Source organism: Streptomyces sp. 184, from assembly GCF_045781775.1.
Lineage (GTDB): Bacteria > Actinomycetota > Actinomycetes > Streptomycetales > Streptomycetaceae > Streptomyces.
Genome location: NZ_CP123230.1, coordinates 4,248,919 through 4,268,008, shown reverse-complemented (window position 1 = coordinate 4,268,008; position 19,090 = coordinate 4,248,919). Strand labels below are relative to the sequence as shown.

The 19,090-nt window shown below is 73.4% G+C and carries 5 protein-coding genes; 4 read left to right on the top strand and 1 reads right to left on the bottom strand.

Annotation, left to right across the window (positions count from 1 at the left end; genetic code table 11):
• Positions 1–14 precede the first annotated feature (14 nt).
• The gene (locus tag QBL21_RS17845; RefSeq protein WP_407563197.1) at positions 15–15,287 is read right to left on the bottom strand and encodes a type I polyketide synthase; all 15,273 of its coding nucleotides are present in this window, start codon (positions 15,285–15,287) and stop codon (positions 15–17) included.
• Between the two features lie 349 nt (positions 15,288–15,636).
• Between QBL21_RS17845 and QBL21_RS17840 the strand changes: the two genes are divergently transcribed.
• Genes QBL21_RS17840 through QBL21_RS17825 form a run of 4 tightly spaced genes read left to right on the top strand, consistent with a single transcriptional unit; the run spans position 15,637 to position 19,028 of the window.
• Positions 15,637–15,912, top strand: coding sequence for a phosphopantetheine-binding protein (locus QBL21_RS17840; RefSeq protein ID WP_407563196.1), 276 nt, complete (start codon positions 15,637–15,639; stop codon positions 15,910–15,912).
• Positions 15,909–16,859: a thiamine pyrophosphate-dependent dehydrogenase E1 component subunit alpha gene (locus QBL21_RS17835; RefSeq protein ID WP_407563195.1), complete on the top strand. Its 951-nt coding sequence runs from the start codon at positions 15,909–15,911 to the stop codon at positions 16,857–16,859. The genes QBL21_RS17840 and QBL21_RS17835 overlap by 4 nt, the downstream gene beginning before the upstream one ends.
• Positions 16,850–17,854 (top strand): alpha-ketoacid dehydrogenase subunit beta, encoded by a 1,005-nt coding sequence (locus tag QBL21_RS17830; RefSeq protein ID WP_407563194.1) that lies wholly within the window; start codon positions 16,850–16,852, stop codon positions 17,852–17,854. The genes QBL21_RS17835 and QBL21_RS17830 overlap by 10 nt, the downstream gene beginning before the upstream one ends.
• Complete coding sequence (locus tag QBL21_RS17825) at positions 17,847–19,028, top strand: 2-oxo acid dehydrogenase subunit E2 (protein WP_407563193.1); 1,182 nt, start codon at positions 17,847–17,849, stop codon at positions 19,026–19,028. The genes QBL21_RS17830 and QBL21_RS17825 overlap by 8 nt, the downstream gene beginning before the upstream one ends.
• Positions 19,029–19,090: the final 62 nt, after the last annotated feature.

Here is a 19,090-nt window from a genome sequence, read left to right as displayed (position 1 = left end):
GGTGGGGAGCGCCATCACGATTTCCCGAACTCGTCACTGATCAGGTCGAAGAGCTCTTCCGCGGTCACCGCGTCGAGGTCTTGGTTGGCTTGTTCTTCGTCGCCGGAGTCGGGGCCGTCGCCCCACTTGGCGAGCAGCACCTGGAGCCGGCCGGCGATCTTGCGCCGGCCGCCGTCGTCGAGCGCGAGGGTCCGCAGGGTCTCGTCGAGCTTCTCCAGCTCGGCGAGGACGGACGCCTCGCTGGCCGTGTCCTCCTCGGCGATCCCGTCCAGCAGGTGGCGGGCGAGGGCCAGGGGGGTCGGGTAGTCGTAGAGGAGGGTGGCGGAGAGCTTCAGCCCGGTGCCCGCGTTGAGGGCGTTACGGAGCTTGACGCTGCCGAGCGAGTCCAGCCCGAGGTCCCGGAACGCCTTGTCGGGCTCGACGGCGTCCGCGGCCCGGTGGCCGAGTACGGTCGCGGTGCGTTCCCGTACGAGGTCCAGCACGATCTGCTCGCGGTCGGCCCGCGAGCCCGCGCCCTGGACCTGCTGCCGCAGGGCACCGGCCGCCGCCACGCCCTCCGCCGCCGTACTCTCCGCGGCCTGCCACGCGGCCCGTACCTCCGGGAACTCGCCGAGCAGCGGATTGCGCCGGATCACGTCGGCCTGCGAGGCGGACACGAGCGGCCAGTCGAGAGCGGCGACGACGAGGTGCGTCTCGTTCCGGTCGAGGGCTTCCTGAAGCGCCGCGACCGCGGTGTCGGGAGCCAGCGGCCGGATGCCGGTGTTCTCGATGTTGCGCTCCACCGCCTCGTCGGCCGCCATGCCCCCGCCGCCCCACGGGCCCCAGGCGATCGACGTCGCCGGGAGACCCGCCGCGCGCCGGTGCTCGGCGAAGGCGTCGAGGTGGGCGTTGGCCGCCGCGTAGTTGGCCTGGCCCATGCCGCCGAGGACACCGGCGACCGAGGAGAACAGGACGAAGGCGTCCAGGTCGCGGTCCGCGGTCAGCTCGTGCAGGTTGACGGCGGCGGTCACCTTCGGCTGGAGCACGCGCTCCAGCCGCTCAGGCGTGAGCGCGTCCACGACGCCGTCGTCCAGCACACCCGCCGCGTGGACCACGGCCGTCAGCGGCTGCTCCGGCGGGATCGCGGCCAGCACCGCGGCCAGCGCCTCGCGGTCGGCCGCGTCACAGGCGGCGACGGTGACGTCCGTACCCCCGGCGGCCAGCTCCGCGCGCAACTCCGCCGCACCCGGGGCCTCTTCGCCGCGACGGCTGGTGAGGACGAGTCGGTTGGCACCCCGGTCGGCCAGCCAGCGGGCGACATGGGCGCCGAGCGCGCCCGTACCGCCGGTGACCAGCACGGTGCCGGACGGCCGCCAGTCGCGTTCGGGCGTACGAGCGGTCGCGGCCGTACGCAGCCGGCAGCCGAAGGCGCCGCCCGGGCGGAGCGCCACCTGATCCTCGCCGCCCCAGCCGGACAGCGTCGCGGCCAGCATCCGGCCGACCCGCGCGTCCCGCGGCCCGGCGACGTCCACCAGACCGCCCCAGCGGTCGGGGTGCTCGGCCGCCACCACCCTGCCCATGCCCCAGACCTGCGCCTGCGCGGGCCGGTGCACGGGCTCCGACGGGGTGGCCGACACCGCGCCGCTGGTGAGGCTCCACAGAGGCGCGTCCCAACCGACGTCGCCGAGTGCCTGGACGAGGGCCACCGAGGCGGCGAGTGCGAGGTGGCCGGGGCCGTCGTCGGCGGCGAGCGCCAGCAGAGACACGACACCCGCCACCGGACCGCCGTCGTCGTCAACCAGCGTGCCGAGGGCCTTGGCGAGGTCCGTACGGTCCGTGGCGGCGGTGTCCACCGCCAGCGTGACGGCCTCCGCCCCGGCGCCGCGCAGCGCCTCGGCGCACCACGATGCCCAACCGTCCGGCTCGGCCGACCCGTTCAGCGCATCGGGTACGACGACGAGCCAGCGCCCGGAGAGCGCGACGGACGAGGGCTCGGAGAGGGGAGCCCACCCCAGTTGGTAGCGCGACGTGGAGACCGCCGACAACTCCGTCTGCCGCTTACGCCACGAGGACAGCACCGGCAGCACGGGCGAGAGCACGGCCTCCGGATCCTGCCCCGTCGCACCGCCGAGCCCGAGGGTGGCGGCGAGCGAGTCGAGGTCGCCCTGCTCGACGGCCCGCCAGAACTGCTCCTCGACCGCGTCCTGGCGCTGCGGACCGGCGGTGCGGCCCGGGGTGTCGTGGAGCCAGTAGGTCTCGTGCTGGAAGGCGTAGGTGGGGAGCTTGACGGTGTGGGTGGTGGTGGGCCAGGTGAGGGGGGCGTGGGTGGTGTGGACGGTGGCGAGGGCCGCGGTGAACGCCTCGACCTGGCATTGGTTGCGGTGTTGGGCGGCTATCGCTGTGGCGGGGGTGGTGAGGGTGTCGGTGGTGAGGGTGGTGAGGGTGGTGTCGGGGCCGAGTTCGAGGTACGTGCCGGTGCCGGCCTGCTCCAGACAGGTGGTCACGGCGGTGTACTCGACGGTGTGGCGGAGTTGGTCGGCCCAGTAGTCGGGTGAGGCGGCCTGCTCGGGGGTGAGGGGTTGTCCGGTGCGGTTGGAGATCACCGGGAGGGTGGGTGCCTGGGTGGGGGTGTCGGCGATGGCCTGGCGGAAGTCGGCGAGGATCGGGTCCATCTGCGCGGAGTGGAAGGCGTGGCTGACGCGCAGGCGGCGGGCTCGTAGCCCGGCGTCCTCGCAGCGGGACGCCACTGCTTCGATGGCCTCGGTGGTGCCGGTCAGGACGGTGTGGGTGGGGCTGTTGGCCGCCGCGATCTCCACATCCGTGCCGTCGACCAGCGGCGTAAGGGTGTCGGCGGGGGCGGTGACCGACAGCATCGCGCCGCCGGCCGGCAGGCCGCCCATCAGCCGCCCGCGGGTGGCGACCAGCCGCGCCGCGTCGGTGAGGGTCCATACCCCGGCAAGGTGAGCCGCGGTCAACTCCCCGATGGAATGACCGGCAAGGAAGTTGGGACGGATCCCGAAGGACTCCGCGAGCCGGTACAGGGCGACTTCGTAGGCGAACAGCGCTGGCTGGGTGTACGTCGTGTCGTTGAGCAGCTCCGCCTCGGGGCTGTCGGCGTCGGCGAACAGCAGGGGCTTGAGCGGCTGCGGGAGATGCGCGTCCAGCGCCGCGCAGGCCGCGTCCAGTGCTTCGGCGAACACCGGGTACGTGTCGTACAACCCGGCACCCATGCCCGCGCGCTGCGCGCCCTGGCCGGTGAACAGCACCGCCAGCTTCCCCGCCCGGTACCGCCCCACCACAGCCCGGTCGGACTCCTCACCGCGCGCAACCGCATCCAGCCCGGCCAGCAACTCCTCGCGGTCCGCACCGAAGACAACCGCCCGGTGATCCAGGGCAGCGCGGGAGTTGACCAGCGAGGCAGCCACCGCGTGCACGTCGCCCTCAGAACCCTCGGTCAGCCATGCCCGCAGCCCCTCCGCCTGCGCCGCCAGCGCCTGCGCGGTGTGCCCCGAGATCGGCCACACCACCGGCCCCGGCACCGACTCCAGCCCCTCCGGCTCACGCACCTCCGTCACCGGAGCCTGCTCGACGATCACGTGCGCGTTCGTACCGCTGATGCCGAACGACGACACGCCCGCACGCCGCGGACGCGCATCCGCCGCCGGCCACGGCCGCTGCTCGGTCAGCAGTTCCACCGCACCCGCGGTCCAGTCCACGTGCGGGGACGGCTCGTCCACGTGCAGCGTCCGCGGCAGCAGCTCGTGCCGCATGGCTTCGACCATCTTGATCACGCCCGCGACGCCCGCCGCGGCCTGCGTGTGCCCGAGGTTCGACTTCAGCGACCCCAGCCACAGCGGTGCGCTCTCCGGCCGCTCTTGCCCGTAGACGTCGAGGAGCGCCTGCGCTTCGATCGGGTCGCCCAGCGTCGTACCCGTACCGTGCGCCTCCACGGCGTCCACGTCCGAAGTCGACAAACCGGCATTCGCGAGCGCCTGTCGGATGACCCGCTGCTGCGACGGACCGTTGGGCGCGGTCAGGCCGTTGGACGCACCGTCCTGGTTGACTGCCGACCCGCGTACGACCGCCAGCACTTCGTGCCCGTGCCGGCGGGCGTCCGACAACCGCTCCACCAGCAGCAGCCCCACGCCCTCCGACCAGCCCGTCCCGTCCGCGCCCGCCGCGAACGGCTTGCAGCGGCCGTCCGGCGCCAGCCCGCGCTGGCGGCTGAACTCCACGAAGGTGCTGGGCGTCGACATCACGGTCACGCCGCCCGCCAGCGCGAGCGTCGACTCCCCGCTCCGTACCGACTGGCACGCCAGATGCAGCGCCACCAGCGACGACGAGCACGCCGTGTCCACCGTCACCGCCGGACCCTCAAGCCCGAACGCGTACGCCACCCGCCCCGACGCCACACTCGGCGCGCTGCCGTTGCCGATCTGGCCCTCGTAGCCCTCGGGGGCGTTCGGGAGGAACCTCGCCGCGTAGTCGCTGTACATGACGCCCGCGAAGACACCGGTCCTGCTGCCGCGTACCGACTGCGGGTCGATGCCCGCGCGCTCGAACGCCTCCCAGGCCGTCTCCAGCAGCAGTCGCTGCTGCGGGTCCATCGCGGTCGCTTCCCGCGGGCTCATGCCGAAGACCGCCGGGTCGAACTGCCCCGCCTCGTGCAGGAATCCGCCCTCGCGGACGTACGACGTGCCGGGCCGGTCCGGGTCCGGGTCGTACAGCGAGGCGAGATCCCAGCCGCGGTTCGCGGGGAAGCCGCTGACGGCGTCCCGGCCGTCCGCGAGGAGCTGCCACAGGTCGTCGGGGGAGGCGACGCCGCCGGGGTAGCGGCAGGCCATGCCGACGATGGCGATGGGATCGTCGTCCTGCTGCTGTTCCCGCGCGGTGGTGCGCGCTGCGCCCGGGCCGGTGAACCTGCTGTCCAGGTATGCGGCCAGCGCCTGCTGCGTCGGATAGTCGAAGATCAGCGTGGCCGGCAGCGGGAGACCGGTGGCGGCCGTGAGCTGGTTGCGCAGTTCGACGGCGGTCATCGAGTCGAAGCCGAGGTCGCCGAAGGTGTGCCCGGGGTCGAGCGTACGTCCGTCCGTGTGCCCGAGGATGGCGCTCACCCGGGCGCCGACCAGCTCGGTCAGTCGCGCGAGGCGGGCCTCGGGGGGCAGCGCGGCCAGCTCGGCGGACCCGTCCGCGGACGCGAGCGTACGGCCCGTGGCCGCTGCGCCGACCGTACGGCGGCGGCGTACGAGCCCGCGCAGCAGCGGCGGGACGGCGTCCTGTGCCAGGGCGGCGGCGTCCACGGCGACCGGCAGCAGGTGCGCGGGCGCGTCGGCGGTGGCGAGCGCGGCGTCGAACAACTCCAGCGCCCGTTCCGGCGCCAGCGGCACGACGCCGTTGCGGACCAGCCGGGCCCGCTGCCGCTCGTCGAGCCCGCCGGTCATCCCCGCGTCCTGCGCGAGGAAGCCCCAGGCGAGCGAGACCGCGGGCAGCCCGACGTGCCGGCGGTGCGCGGCCAGGGCGTCGAGGAAGGCGTTGGCGGCGGCGTAGTTGGCCTGACCGGGCGTCCCCAGGGTGGCGGCGCCGGCCGAGACCAGCACGAAGGCGTCCAGGTCCAGGTCCCGCGTCAGCTCGTGCAGATGCCACGCCGCGTCGGCCTTCGGCCGCAGCACGCGCGCCAGTTGCTCGGGCGTCAGGGAGTCCACGAGCCCGTCGTCCAGCACGCCGGCCGCGTGGACGACGGCGGACAGCGGACGCTCGGCGGGGATCGCGGCGAGCACGGCGGCGAGGCTGTCGCGGTCGCCCGCGTCGCAGGCGACGACGGTGGCCTCGGCGCCCAGCTCACCCAGCTCACGGCAAACGGCGGCGGCCTGCGCGGAGTCCGGACCCGACCGGGCGGCGAGCACCAGGTGACGTACCCCGTACGCGTCGACCAGGTGCCGGGCGATCCGGGAGCCGAACGCGCCGGTGCCGCCGGTGACCAGGACGGTGCCGCCCGCGCGGAACGCCACCGGGCGCTCGCCGGACGCCTCGTACCGGGTGAGGCGCGGGACCAGCGGCACGCCCGCCCGGATCGCCACCTGCGACTCCCGCTCGGCGACCGCGGCGGCGATCGCGGACGGCAGGGCCGCGGCGGACGCCGGGTCCTCGTCCACGTCGACGAGGAGGATGCGGTGCGGGTGCTCGCTCTGCGCGCTGCGGAGAAGACCCCACAGGGGCGCGTGCACGAGGTCGACGTCCCCGTGCGGGCCGGTGGCCACGGCATTCCGGGTGACGACGACGTACGTCTCCGGTGCCCCGTCCGCCAGCCGGTCCCGTACGACCCGCAGAGCCTGCTCGGCGACCGCGGAAACCTGCGCGTGGAGCGGCAGTCCCCCGGGGCCGACGGCAGGCAGCAGCGCCTCGGCCGGTACGGGGAGAGAAGCGGCGTCGGGCCCGGCGGCGAAGACGCGCACCGCGGGCGGCGGGACGTGGTCGGTACGCTCCAACTCCGCCCACTCGACGCTGAACAGCCGGCCGCCGCGGTCCGTGGTGGCCCCGGCGCGCAGCCGCTGGGGGTCGACCGCGCGCAGCGTCAGCACGTCGATGTCCAGCAGCGGTCGGCCGGAGCCGTCGTACAGGGCCACCGTCGCCGTCGTCGAACTCGTCGGCGTCAGCCGCACCCGGGCCGCGGACGCACCGGTGGCGTGCAGCCGGGCGCCGGAGACGCTGTACGGCAGCTTCACCTCGTCGGCCGTGTGCCCACTGGTCACGGGATCGAGCGCGAGGGTGTGCAGCGCGGCGTCGAGGAGCGCAGGGTGGACGCCGAAGCCGGACACCTCCGTGTCGGCGTCGAGGACGATCTCGGCCCACACGCTGTCACCGCTGCGCCAGGCGGCCGTGAGGCCCTGGAACCCGGGACCGTAGGCGTAGCCCTGCGCGGCGAAGTCGTCGTAGAGACCGGACACGTCAAGCGCCTCGGCGTCGGCCGGGGGCCAGGTCTCCACGGCGGGCGACGCGGACTGGGCGCCTTCCGTCTCGGGCTCAAGCAGCCCGGTGGCGTGCTCCGTCCAGGGCTCCTCGGAGCCCTCCGCGCGCGAGTGGACGGTCACGGTCCGCGCCTCGGAGTCACCGATGCCGACCTGCGCCACGGTGACCTGCACCTGGACGGAGCCGTGCGCCGGCAGGACGAGCGGAGCCGCGAGGGTGAGGTCCGCCAGCTTCGCGCACCCGAGGTGCAGCCCCGCGTGCAGGGCGAGATCCACGAAAGCTGTCGCGGGGAGGAGAGCCCGGTCAGCAATGGTGTGGTCGGCGAGCCAGGGGTGGGTGCGGAGGCTGAGGCTGCCGGTGAAGACGGCGGTGTCGCCTCGGGCAAGATCAACGGCCGCGCCGAGGAGGGGGTGTTCGGCGGGGGAGAGGCCGGTGGAGGTGAGGTTGGGGGTGGGGGTGTCGTGGAGCCAGTAGGTCTCGTGCTGGAAGGCGTAGGTGGGGAGGTCGGTGCTCCGCGCGGTGGTGGGCCAGGTGACGGGGGTGTGCACGGTGTGGACTGTGGCGAGAGCTGCGGTGAATGCCTCGACCTGGCCTTGGTTGCGTTGCTGGGCCGCCACCGCTGTGGCGGGAGTGAGCAGAGTGTCGGTGGTGAGGGTGGTGAGGGTGGTGTCGGGGCCGAGTTCGAGGTAGGTGGTGGTGCCGGCCTGTTCGAGGTGGGTGGTCACGGCGGTGTACTCGACGGTGTGGCGGAGTTGGTCGGCCCAGTAGTCGGGTGAGGCGGCCTGCTCGGGGGTGAGGGGTTGTCCGGTGCGGTTGGAGATCACCGGCAGGGCCGGGGCCTGGGCGGGGGTGTCGGCTACTGCCTGGCGGAAGTCGGCGAGGATCGGGTCCATCTGCGCGGAGTGGAAGGCGTGGCTGACCCGCAGGCGGCGGGCTCGCAGCCCGGCGTCCTCGCAGCGGGACGCGACCTGCTCGATGGCGTCGACCATGCCTGTCAGGACGGTGTGGGTGGGGCTGTTGGCCGCCGCGATCTCCACATCCGTGCCGTCGACCAGCGGCGTAAGGGTGTCGGCGGGGGCGGTGACGGACAGCATGGCTCCGCCGGCCGGCAGGCCGCCCATCAGCCGCCCGCGGGTGGCGACGAGGCGGGCCGCGTCAGCAAGGGTCCATACCCCGGCAAGGTGAGCCGCGGTCAACTCCCCGATGGAGTGACCGGCGAGAAAGTCGGGACGGATCCCGAAGGACTCCGCGAGCCGGTACAGGGCGACTTCGTACGCGAACAGCGCTGGCTGGGTGTACGTCGTGTCGTTGAGCAACTCAGCTTCGATGCTGTCGGCGTCGGCGAACAGCAGGGGCTTGAGCGGCTGCGGGAGATGCGCGTCCAGCGCCGCGCACGCCGCGTCCAGTGCTTCGGCGAACACCGGGTACGTTCCGTACAACCCGGCACCCATGCCCGGGCGCTGTGCGCCCTGGCCGGTGAACAGCACCGCGAGCTTCCCCGCCCGGTACCGCCCCACCACAACCCGGACGGACTCCTCACCGCGCGCAACCGCATCCAGCCCGGCCAGCAGCTCGTCCCGGTCCGTACCGAAGACCACCGCCCGGTGATCCAGGGCAGCGCGGGAGTTGACCAGCGAGGCAGCCACCGCGTGCACGTCGCCCTCAGAACCCTCGGTCAGCCATGCCCGCAGCCCCTCCGCCTGCGCCGCCAGCGCCTGCGCGGTGTGCCCCGACAGCGGCCACACCACCGGCCCGGCCGGCAGCGGCGACGTACCGGCGGAGTCGGCGGATGCACCGTCGGACTCGGTGTCGCGCTCCAGGATCATGTGCACGTTCGTGCCGCTGATCCCGAACGAGGAGACACCCGCCCGGCGCGGTCCCGCCGTCTCCGGCCACGTGACGTGCTCGGTGAGGAGGCGCATCGAGCCGGTGGACCAGTCGATGTGTGGCGAGGGTTCGTCCACGTGCAGCGTCTTGGGCAGGACGCCCTCCTGGAGCGCCATGACCATCTTGATCACGCTGGCCACACCGGCGGCGGCCTGGCTGTGCCCGATGTTGGACTTGACCGATCCCAACCACAGCGGGGCGTCTTCCGACCGCTCCCGCCCGTACGTGGCCAGCAGCGCCTGGGCCTCGATCGGGTCACCCAGCGTCGTACCCGTACCGTGCGCTTCGATCGCATCCACGTCCGTGGCCGACAGCCGTGCGTTGGCCAGCGCTTGGCGGATCACGCGCTGCTGCGACGGCCCGTTCGGTGCTGTCAGCCCGTTGGAAGCCCCGTCCTGGTTGACCGCCGACCCGCGCACGATCGCCAGCACCTTGTGCCCGTTGCGCCGCGCGTCCGACAGCCGCTCCACGAGCAGCAGCCCCACGCCCTCCGACCAGCCCGTCCCGTCCGCACCGCCCGCGAACGCCTTGCAGCGCCCGTCAGGCGCAAGCCCGCGCTGCCGGCTGAACTCCACGAACAGGTCCGGGCTCGCCATGAGCGAGACCCCTCCCGTGAGCGCGAGGTCGCACTCGCCCTGGCGGAGCGACTGGCACGCCAGGTGCAGCGCCACCAGCGACGACGAGCACGCCGTGTCCACCGTCACCGCCGGGCCCTCAAGCCCGAAGGTGTACGCGACCCGGCCCGACGCCACGCTCGGCGCCGTACCGATGCGGCGGTAGCCCTCGAACTCGTCCGGGACAGACGACAGCCGGCTCAGGTAGTCGTGGTTGACCACGCCCGTGAACACGCCCGTGTCCGTACCGCGCATCGACTGCGGGTCGATGCCCGCGCGCTCGAACGCCTCCCACGCCGTCTCCAGCAGCAGCCGCTGCTGCGGGTCGGTGGCCAGCGCTTCGCGCGGGCTCATGTGGAACAGCTCGGCGTCGAAGTCGGCGGCCTCGTGCAGGAACGCGCCCTTGCGGACGTACGAGGTCCCCGGGTGGTCCGGGTCCGGGTGGTACAGCGACTCGACGTCCCAGCCGCGGTTGACGGGGAAGTCCCCGACCGCGTCCCCGCCGTCGAGAAGGAGCCGCCACAGGTCCTCCGGCGAGCTGACCTCGCCCGGGAAGCGGCAGGCCATGCCGACGATGGCGACCGGCTCGTCCGCCACCACCCGCGCCGTCGCCGTCGCCCGCTGCGGCGCGGGGCCGGCGAGGTGCAGCGTCTCGCGCAGGTGATCCGCGAGGGCGTGGGGCGTCGGGTAGTCGAAGACGACCGTCGTCTCCAGCGCCACGCCCAGCGCCTTGGCGAGGCGGTTGCGCAGCTCCACGGCCGTGAGGGACGCGAAGCCCAACTCGCGGAAAGGCCGGTGCGGATCGAGCGATGCGCTGCTCGCGTGGCCCAGGGCGACGGCCGCGTGGGAGATGACGAGGCCGAGCAGCCGCTCCCGCTGCTCCGCCTCCGGCATCCCGCGCAACTGCTCCGCGAAGCCGCCGCCCGCCCCCGCCCCCGCGGCCGCGGTACGCCGCCGGCGGGCGAGTCCGTGCAGCACCGCCGGCGCGACATCCGGGTCGATGGCTGCGGTGTTGAGGGCGACGGGCAGGAGGTGGGGGTGGGCGGCGGTGACACCGGCGTCGAGGAGGGCGAGGCCCTGCGCGGTGGTGAGGGGCGTGAGGCCGCTACGCGCCAGGCGGGCCACGTCGGTGTCGTCCAGTCGCCCGGTCAGGGCGCTGGCCTCGGCCCACAGGCCCCAGCCGAGCGAGACGGCGGGCAGGCCGCGGTGGCGGCGGAGCGCGGCGAGGGCGTCGAGGAAGGTGTTCGCCGTGGCGTAGTTGGCCTGGCCCGGGGCGCCGAAGGTCGCGGCGGCGGAGGAGAACAGGACGAAGGCGTCCAGCTCCAGGTGCTCGGTGAGTTCGTGGAGGTGCCAGGCCGCGTCGACCTTGGGCCGCAGGACGGTGGTGAGGTGGTCGCCGGTGAGGTTGGGGAGGGTCGCGTCGGCCAGGGTGCCGGCGGTGTGGAAGACCGCCGTGACGGGACGGTCGGCGGGCACCGTGTCGAGGAGTGCGGCGAGTTGGTCGCGGTCTGCCGTGTCGCAGGCGGCGATGCGCACGTCGGCGCCGAGGGCGGTGAGTTCGTCGCGCAGTTCGGCGGCCCCCGCGGCGTCGGGGCCGGAGCGGCTGGTGAGCAGCAGATGCCGGATGCCGTGCGCGGCGACGAGGTGGCGGGCGGTGTGGGCGCCGAGGGTGCCCGTACCGCCGGTGATCAGGACCGTGCCCTCGGAGTTGAGCGCGAGGGGCTGGCCGGCAGGCGTGTGGCGGACAAGCCGGGAGGCGTACGGGGTCCCTTCGCGGAGGGCGACCTGCGGCTCGTCGAGGGTCAGCGCGGCGGGCAGAGCGGTCCGGCTGTCCGGGTGCCCGTCGGTGTCGGCAAGCATGATGCGGCCGGGGTTCTCGCTCTGGGCGCTGCGGATCAGGCCCCAGAGGGGAGCGTGGACGAGGTCGGCGATGTCCTCGTCGGGAGTGGTGGCCACCGCCCGTTGGGTGACGACGACGAGACGACGGTCCGCGTTCGTCTCGTCCGCGAGCCATTCCTGTACGTGTCCGAGTGCCTGCGCGGCGGCGTGGTGGACGTGCGTCGGCAGCGGGCTGTCCGGGTCCGCGGGCTCCAGGGCCAGAAGGGCCGCCGAAGACGGCACGACGTCCGCCGCCGCCCCGACCGGGAGAACGGTCCAGTTCGCGGGGATGGCGTCGAGGGCGCGCGGCTGGGAGGTGGGTGACCACTCAACGGCGAAGAGCCGGTTGCGTACGCCCGTGTCGGTGGAGGACAACTCCGCCGTGTCCACCCCGCCGAGAGCGATGCTCTCGACCTCCGCGACCGCCCGCCCCGCGGCGTCGGCCAGCAGCAGGGAGGCCGTACCCGGCCCGGTCGGGCGGAGCCGGACGCGCAGGGACGTGGCGTCGACTGCGTGCAGGCTGACGCCCTCCCAGCGCAGCGGGAGCCGGACGCCATCGCGCCCGGTCGGCTGCGGGGCGGCGCCGAAGAGCTGAACGGTGGCCTCAAGGAGGGCGGGGTGCAGCCCGTAGCCCTGCGGGTCGGCGTCGTCGTCCAGACGCACCTCGGCGTACAGGTCGTCGCCGTCTTGCCAGGCCGCCGCCAACCCCTGGAAGGCGGGCCCGTACTCGAAGCCTCGCGCGGCCAGCTCGGCGTAGACCTCGGAGACCGTGAGCTGCTGCGCGCCGGCGGGCGGCCAGGCGGTGAGATCGCCGGTGGGGGAGGAAACCGCCGGCGTCAGCGAGCCCGTCGCGTACAGGACCCACGGCTCGTCGGTCTCCGTGCGCGCGTGCACCGTGATCCGGCGCTCGGCGGTGTCCGGGAGGGGCGCGGTCATCACCTGGAGCTGAACGCCGCCCTGCTCGGGCAGCGGCAGCGGGCGGTGGATCTCGAACGCGGACAGGTGCTGGTGGCCCGTGTGGTAACCCGCGTGCAGGGCGAGATCCACGAACGCGCCTGCCGGGAGGACGACGGTGCCGCCCACCTGGAGGTCGGCGAGCCAGGGGTGGGTACGCAGGCTGAGGCTGCCGGTGAAGACGGTGGACTGGCTGTTGTCGTCGGCGAGTTGGATGGTCGCGCCGAGGAGGGCGTGCTCGGCGCCCTGGAGGCCGAGCGAGGCGGGATCGCCGCCGCCGGTGGGGACATCGAGCCAGAAGCGCTCGTGCTGGAAGGGGTAGGTGGGGAGGTCGGCGGGGGTGGTGGGGGTGTGGTGCCAGTCGACGGGGGCGCCGTGGGCGTGGAGGTGCGCCAGGGCGAGGTGGAACTGACTCGGCGAGTGTTCGTGGCGGCGGAGGGTGCCGGTGGCGGTGGTTGCCGGGTCGGTGTCGGTGATGGCGGTGGTCAGTGTCGGGTGGGGGCTGGCTTCGACGTACGTCGTGTGGCCGCTGTCGATCAGCTGGGTGAGGGTGTCGTGGAAGCGGACGGTTTCGCGGAGGTTGGTGTACCAGTATTCGGCGGTCAGTCCGGTGGTGTCGAATTCCTCGCCGGTGACGGTCGAGTGGAAGGGAATCGCGGCGGCCTGGGGCTCCAGGCCGTCGAGCGTGGTGAGGAGGGTGTCGCGGAGTGCGGTGACGTGGGGGCCGTGGGAGGCGTAGTCGACGGGAAGCAGCCGGTTGCGTACGCCTGTCTTCTCGCATTGGGCGAGGTATGCGGTGACGGCGTCGGTGTCGCCGGAGATCACGGTGGCGGTGGGGCTGTTGACCACGGCGACCGACAGTTTCCCGTCCCACGCGGCGATTTCCTCAGCGACCTGCGCGTGAGGAAGGGCGATCGACGCCATCGCACCCTGACCGGACAGCGCCCGGATGGCCTGGCTACGAAGGCATACGACCTTCGCCGCGTCCTGAAGGCTCAGCGCCCCGGCGACGTGCGCGGCGGCGATCTCGCCTTGCGAGTGGCCGATGACCGCGTCCGGCTGGATCCCGTGGTGCTGCCACAGCCGGGCGAGACTCACCATGACCGCGAACAATGCGGGCTGGACGACGTCGACCCGCTCCAGCAACGCGCCCTCGGGGTCGGCCAGTACGTCACGGAGTGACCAGTCTTCCGCGTAGACGGAAAGGGCGGCCTCGCAGTCCGCGATCGCCTGCGCGAAGACGGGCTCGGCCGCGATCAGGTCGGCGGCCATGCCGGCCCACTGGGCGCCCTGGCCCGGGAAGACGAACACCGTCTTCCCGCCCGGCTGCACGCTCCCGCTCACGACCCGCGCCGAAGGCTCGCCCGCCGCTACCGCGGCCAGCCCCTCCAGCAGTTCGTCCCGCCCTCCGCCCACGACCACCGCGCGGTGGGACAGGGCGGAACGCGTAGCGACCAGGCTGTGCGCAGCCTGAACCGGGCTGATCTCGTCACGCTCGCTCAGGTGCCCGTGCAGCCGTCCCGCCTGCTCCGCCAGCGCCTGCGGCGTGTGCCCCGACACCGGCCACGCCACCACCCCACCCGGCTCCGTAACCGTCTCGGCCGCCGCGCCGTCCTCCGCGTCCGGCGCCTGCTCGACGATCACGTGGACGTTCGTCCCGCTGATCCCGAACGCCGACACCGCCGCCCGCCGCGGCCGTTCCGTCGCGTCCGGCCAGTCCGTGGCCTCGGTGAGCAGCCGCACCGCGTCCGACGACCAGTCGACGTGCGACGACGGCTCATCCACGTGCAGGGTCCGGGGCAGCACCCCGTGCCGCATGGCCTGCACCATCTTGATCACACCCGCGACGCCGGCCGCGGCCTGCGTGTGCCCGATGTTGGACTTGACCGACCCCAGCCACAGCGGGGCGTCTTCGGCCCGCTCCTGCCCGTACGTGGCCAGCAGCGCCTGCGCCTCGATCGGGTCGCCCAGCGTCGTACCCGTACCGTGCGCCTCGACCGCATCGACATCCGAAGTCGACAAACCCGCATTCGCGAGCGCCTGCCGGATCACCCGCTGCTGCGACGGGCCGTTCGGTGCCGAGAGGCCGTTGGACGCGCCGTCCTGGTTGATCGCCGAGCCGCGTACCACCGCGAGCACCCGGTGCCCGTTGCGTACCGCATCCGACAGCCGCTCCACGAGGACGATCCCGGCGCCCTCCGCCAGCCCCGTGCCGTCGGCGGCGTCCGCGAACGCCTTGCAGCGGCCGTCGGGGGCCAGCCCGCCCTGGTGCTCGAAGTCGACGAGCATGCCCGGTGTCGGCATGAGGGTGACGCCGCCGGCCAGGGCGAGGCTGCACTCCTTCTGCCGCAGCGACTGGCACGCCAGGTGCAGCGCGGACAGGGACGACGAGCAGGCCGTGTCGACGCTGAGCGCCGGGCCCTCCAGGCCGAGGGCGAAGGCGACCCGGCCGGAGATCACGCTCGGCAGCGAGCCGGTCATGAGCTGGCCCTCGACGCCCTCGGCGGGGTCGCTGAGGCGTGGGCCGTAGTCCTGGTGGGTGGCGCCGATGAAGACGCCTGTGGAGCTGCCGCGCAGCGAGGCGGGCACGAGGCGGCCGTGTTCGAGGGCTTCCCAGGCGATCTCCATGATGACCCGCTGCTGCGGGTCCATGGCCAGGGCTTCGCGCGGCGAGATGCTGAAGAAGCCGGCGTCGAAGCCGGCGATGTCGTCGAGGAAGAAGCCCTCGGCGTCGCGGCCCTCGGGCAGCAGCGACGCGGAGCTGTCCAGGGCGCGCGCGATGTCCCAGCCGCGGTCGGTGGGGAACGCCGAGGCGGTGTCCTCGCCCTCCCGCACCACGCGCCACAGGTCGTCGGCGGAGGCGACGCCGCCGGGGTAGCGGCAGGCCATGCCGATGATCGCGATGGGCTCCTGCTCACCGGAGACGGCGGCGTCGAGCCGCTGCCGGGTGCGGCGGAGGTCCGCGGTGACGCGCTTCAGGTAGTCGCGAAGCTTGTCCTCGGTGCTCATGCTCATCGGCTACCGTCAGCCCTTTCACAGCGTTCGCGGGCCCGATCCCGAGCCGCGCAGAGATCGGCCTGCGCCGCCTGCGTGGGTCCGTACAAGGGATCGGCGAGTGACGGCGAGCGGAGTCCCGGTACGCAGGAGAGCGCTACTTGATCCATGGAAACGGCTCGACGCTAAGCACGGTCACTAAAGCCCAGCTAAGCCCCGTCCGAGGTGGTTCGAGGAGCTACGGGTGGTCTTAGCTGGGCTTTAGTGCGCGCGGTCACGCTGAGGCCGGCGTGGCGCCCCGCCGTCGTGGCGTGTGCGAACGAGCCCGTCGTACGAATCCGACTGAGCACAGGAAGTCCTCACGATGACCAGCACCCTCACGCCCGTGCCGCTGTCCGAGCGGCTGCTCGCCATCTGGCGGGACGTCCTGGAGACCCATCAGGTGGACGTCGGCGGGCTGAGCGTCGACGGCAACCTGCCCGACCTCGGCACGCGCTCGATCCTGATCATCGAGATCGCCATGCGCATACAGCGGGAGATCGGTGTGGACGTACCGCTGGAGACGTTCATCGCGACGCAGACCATCGGCGACCTGGCCCGGGCGATCGTGGAGATCGACCCGGGGGCGGCCACGCGATGACCGGGGCCCCGGTCGCCACCCCCGCCGCCCCGGCGGCGCTCGCCCCGCTCTCCGAGCCGGCGGACGAGGATCTCGAACTCCTGCTGCTCATCCGGCACTTCGAGAGCAAGCTGCTCGACCTCTTCGGGCAGGGCGCACTCAACGGCACGACGCACACCTGCCTGGGCCAGGAGTACGTGCCGGTGTCCCTGCGCCCGCTGCTGGACGAGCGCGACTACGTCTTCAGCAACCACCGCGGTCACGGCCACTACCTCTCCCGCTACCGCGACCCGGCCGGGCTGCTGGCCGAGATCATGGGCCGGCAGGGCGCCGTCTGCTCCGGCGTCGGCGGCAGCCAGCACATCCTGCGCGACCGCTACCTGTCCACCGGCGTCCAGGGCGAGAGTTTGCCGGTGGCCGTGGGTGTGGGGCTGCACCAGGTACGGGCCGAGCCGGGCGCGCTGGTGTGCGCGTTCATCGGCGACGGCACCTGGGGCGAGGGCTCGGTGTACGAGGCGCTGAACATGGCGCAGCTCTGGCGCGTGCCGCTGCTGGTGGCCGTCGAGCACAACGGCATCGCCCAGTCCACGCCGGCCGAGGCGAACATGGCCGGCACCGTCGCCGGCCGCGCCGCCGCCTTCGGCGTGCGCCACCACAAGGTGGAGTCGGTCGACGTCAACGTCATCAGGACCGAGCTGGCGCCGCTGCTCGGCCAGGTGCGGGCCGAACGCGCCCCGCTGGTCGTCGAGTTCGCCACGCACCGCGTCGGCCCGCACAGCAAGGGCGACGACACCCGGCCCCGCGTACAGGTGGACCGGGCGCGCGAGCACGACTGGTACGGGCGCTACCGGACCGCGTTCCCCGAGCAGTTCGAGCGGTGGGACGCCAAGATACGCGCCGAGGTGGACGAGATCGCGCGGGACGTGGCCGGCCGGCCGCCCGCGGTGTGGAGCGGGTCGTGCGAGTAGCGGAGAACATCAACCGGTCCCTGCACCGGCTCTTGGAGACGGTGCCCGAGGCGTACGTCCTCGGCGAGGACATCGCCGACCCCTACGGCGGCGCGTTCAAGGTCACCAAGGGGCTGAGCGACAGCTACCCCGGGCGGGTCATCACCACCCCCATCAGCGAGTCGGGCATCGTCGGCGCCGGCGCCGGCCTCGCGCTGGCGGGCGACGTGGCCGTGGTCGAGATCATGTTCGGCGACTTCGTCGCCCTGGCCTTCGACCAGATCGTCAACTTCGCCAGCAAGTCGGTCTCCATGTACGGCCGCCGGGTGCCGATGCCGCTGGTGGTGCGCTGTCCCATGGGCGGGCGCCGCGGCTACGGCGCCACCCACAGCCAGAGCCTCCAGAAGCACTTCATCGGCGCCCCCGGCCTGTCGCTGTACGAGATGTCGCCCTTCCACGACTCGTACGAGCTGCTGTCCCGGATCGTGGAGCAGGCCGAGCCGGCCATGCTCTTCGAGGACAAGGTGCTCTACACCCGGCAGATGTTCGAGGACGGCGTCGTCGACGACCTCCTCTCCTACGACCGGCACCCCGACGCGCCCGACGTCACCCGCGTGTACGTGGACGACCCGGACACGTACGACGTGGTGCTGATCGCCCCCGGCGGCATGGCCCACCGGGCGTGCGAAGCGGTCCGCGACCTGCTGGTCGAGGAGGAGATCACCGCGCTGCTCCTCGTGCCCACCCGCCTGTACCCGTTCGATCCGGGCCCGCTGCTCGGCACGCTGGGCGCGGCGCGGGCGGTGTGCGTGGCGGAGGAGAGCACGGCGGGCGGCACCTGGGGCGCGGAGGTGGCGCAGCAGGTGCACCGGCGGCTGTGGGGGAAGCTGGCGCGCCCGGTGACCCTCGTGCACTCCGAGGACAGCATCATCCCCAGCGCCGCGCACCTGGAGGAGCGGGTGCTGGTGTCCGGGGACACGATTCGGCGAGCGGTTGTGGAGGCTCTGCGTGACTGAGATCCGTGTGCCCAAACTGAACAACAACGACACCGAGTACACGCTCGTCGACTGGCTGGTCGAGGAGGGCAAGCCGGTCGCCGAGGGCGATCCGGTGGTCGTGGTGGAGACGTCCAAGGCGGCCGAGGAACTGGAGTGCACCGCGGAGGGCACCCTGCACCGGGCGGTGCCCACCGGCTCGACCTGCGCGCCCGGCGACGTCATCGGGCACATCCTCGCCCCCGGCGAGAACCCCGCCCCCGCCGCCCCGGAGCCCGGCGCCGCCCCGGCGACGGAGGAGGCCGCCGCGGCGGTCACCATCACCAACCCCGCGCGGGCGATGATGACCGAGCTGGGCGTGCCCGAGGAACGTGTCCGGGCCCTCGGCGTCAAGGTCGTCCGGCGCACCGACGTCGAGCAGCTCGCCGCCCGTATACGCCAGGAGGAGCAGGCCGGCGCCGCGACGGCCGACGCCGGCGACACGGCCGTCGACCCCGCGCTCGCCCACGCGTTGCCCCCCGTACAGCAGGCCGTCGGCCGCTCCGTGGTCCGCTCGCAGCAGACCATCCCCGCCGCGTACACCGTGGTGAAGGTCGACGTCGGCGAGGCCCAGCGGCGCGCCTCGGCCGCCGCCCGGCGGCTGCGCCGGCTGGTCGGGCTGCCGGAGCTGCTGCTCACCGCCGTGTCCCGGGCCCACGAGGCGTTCCCGCTGTTCTTCGCGCGCCTGGTGGACGACCGCACGGCCCTCAAGTCCGAGACCGCGCACGTCGGGGTGACGATGGACGTCGGCAGGGGCCTGTACGTCCCGGTCGTCGAAGGCGCCTCGCAGCGGTCCTTCGAGGAGATCGTGGAGGCCGTCTCCGGCTTCCGGCGCACCGCGATGTCCGGCACGTTCCGCGAGTCCGAGCTGTCCGGCGGCAACATCACCGTCACCCTGCACAACGACGCCGAGGTGGTCGCCGCCGTGCCGTTCGTCTTCCCCGGCCAGGTCTGCGCGCTGGCGCTGGCCGGCCCGCAGCAGGAACTGGTGCAGGACGCGGACGGCACGGTCCGGGCCCGTACCGTCGCCAACCTCGGCCTCGCCTACGACCACCGGCTCCTCAACGGCCGCGACGCCCTGCTGTTCCTCCAGCGGCTCAAGGCCCAGTTGGAGGCCCCGCACAAGCTGCTCGGCCCGGAGGACCCGGAGTCCTGAGCCCGCCGGCTCGCGAAAGGGCCGGTCGGATGTCCGCCGCGGACATCCGACCGGCCCTTTCG

Bases quoted from the DNA above. Each gene is read 5' to 3' on its own strand.
- QBL21_RS17845 (WP_407563197.1), bottom strand. From the start codon at position 15,287: ATGAGCACCGAGGACAAGCTTCGCGACTACCTGAAGCGCGTCACCGCG.
- QBL21_RS17840 (WP_407563196.1), top strand. From the start codon at position 15,637: ATGACCAGCACCCTCACGCCCGTGCCGCTGTCCGAGCGGCTGCTCGCC.
- QBL21_RS17835 (WP_407563195.1), top strand. From the start codon at position 15,909: ATGACCGGGGCCCCGGTCGCCACCCCCGCCGCCCCGGCGGCGCTCGCC.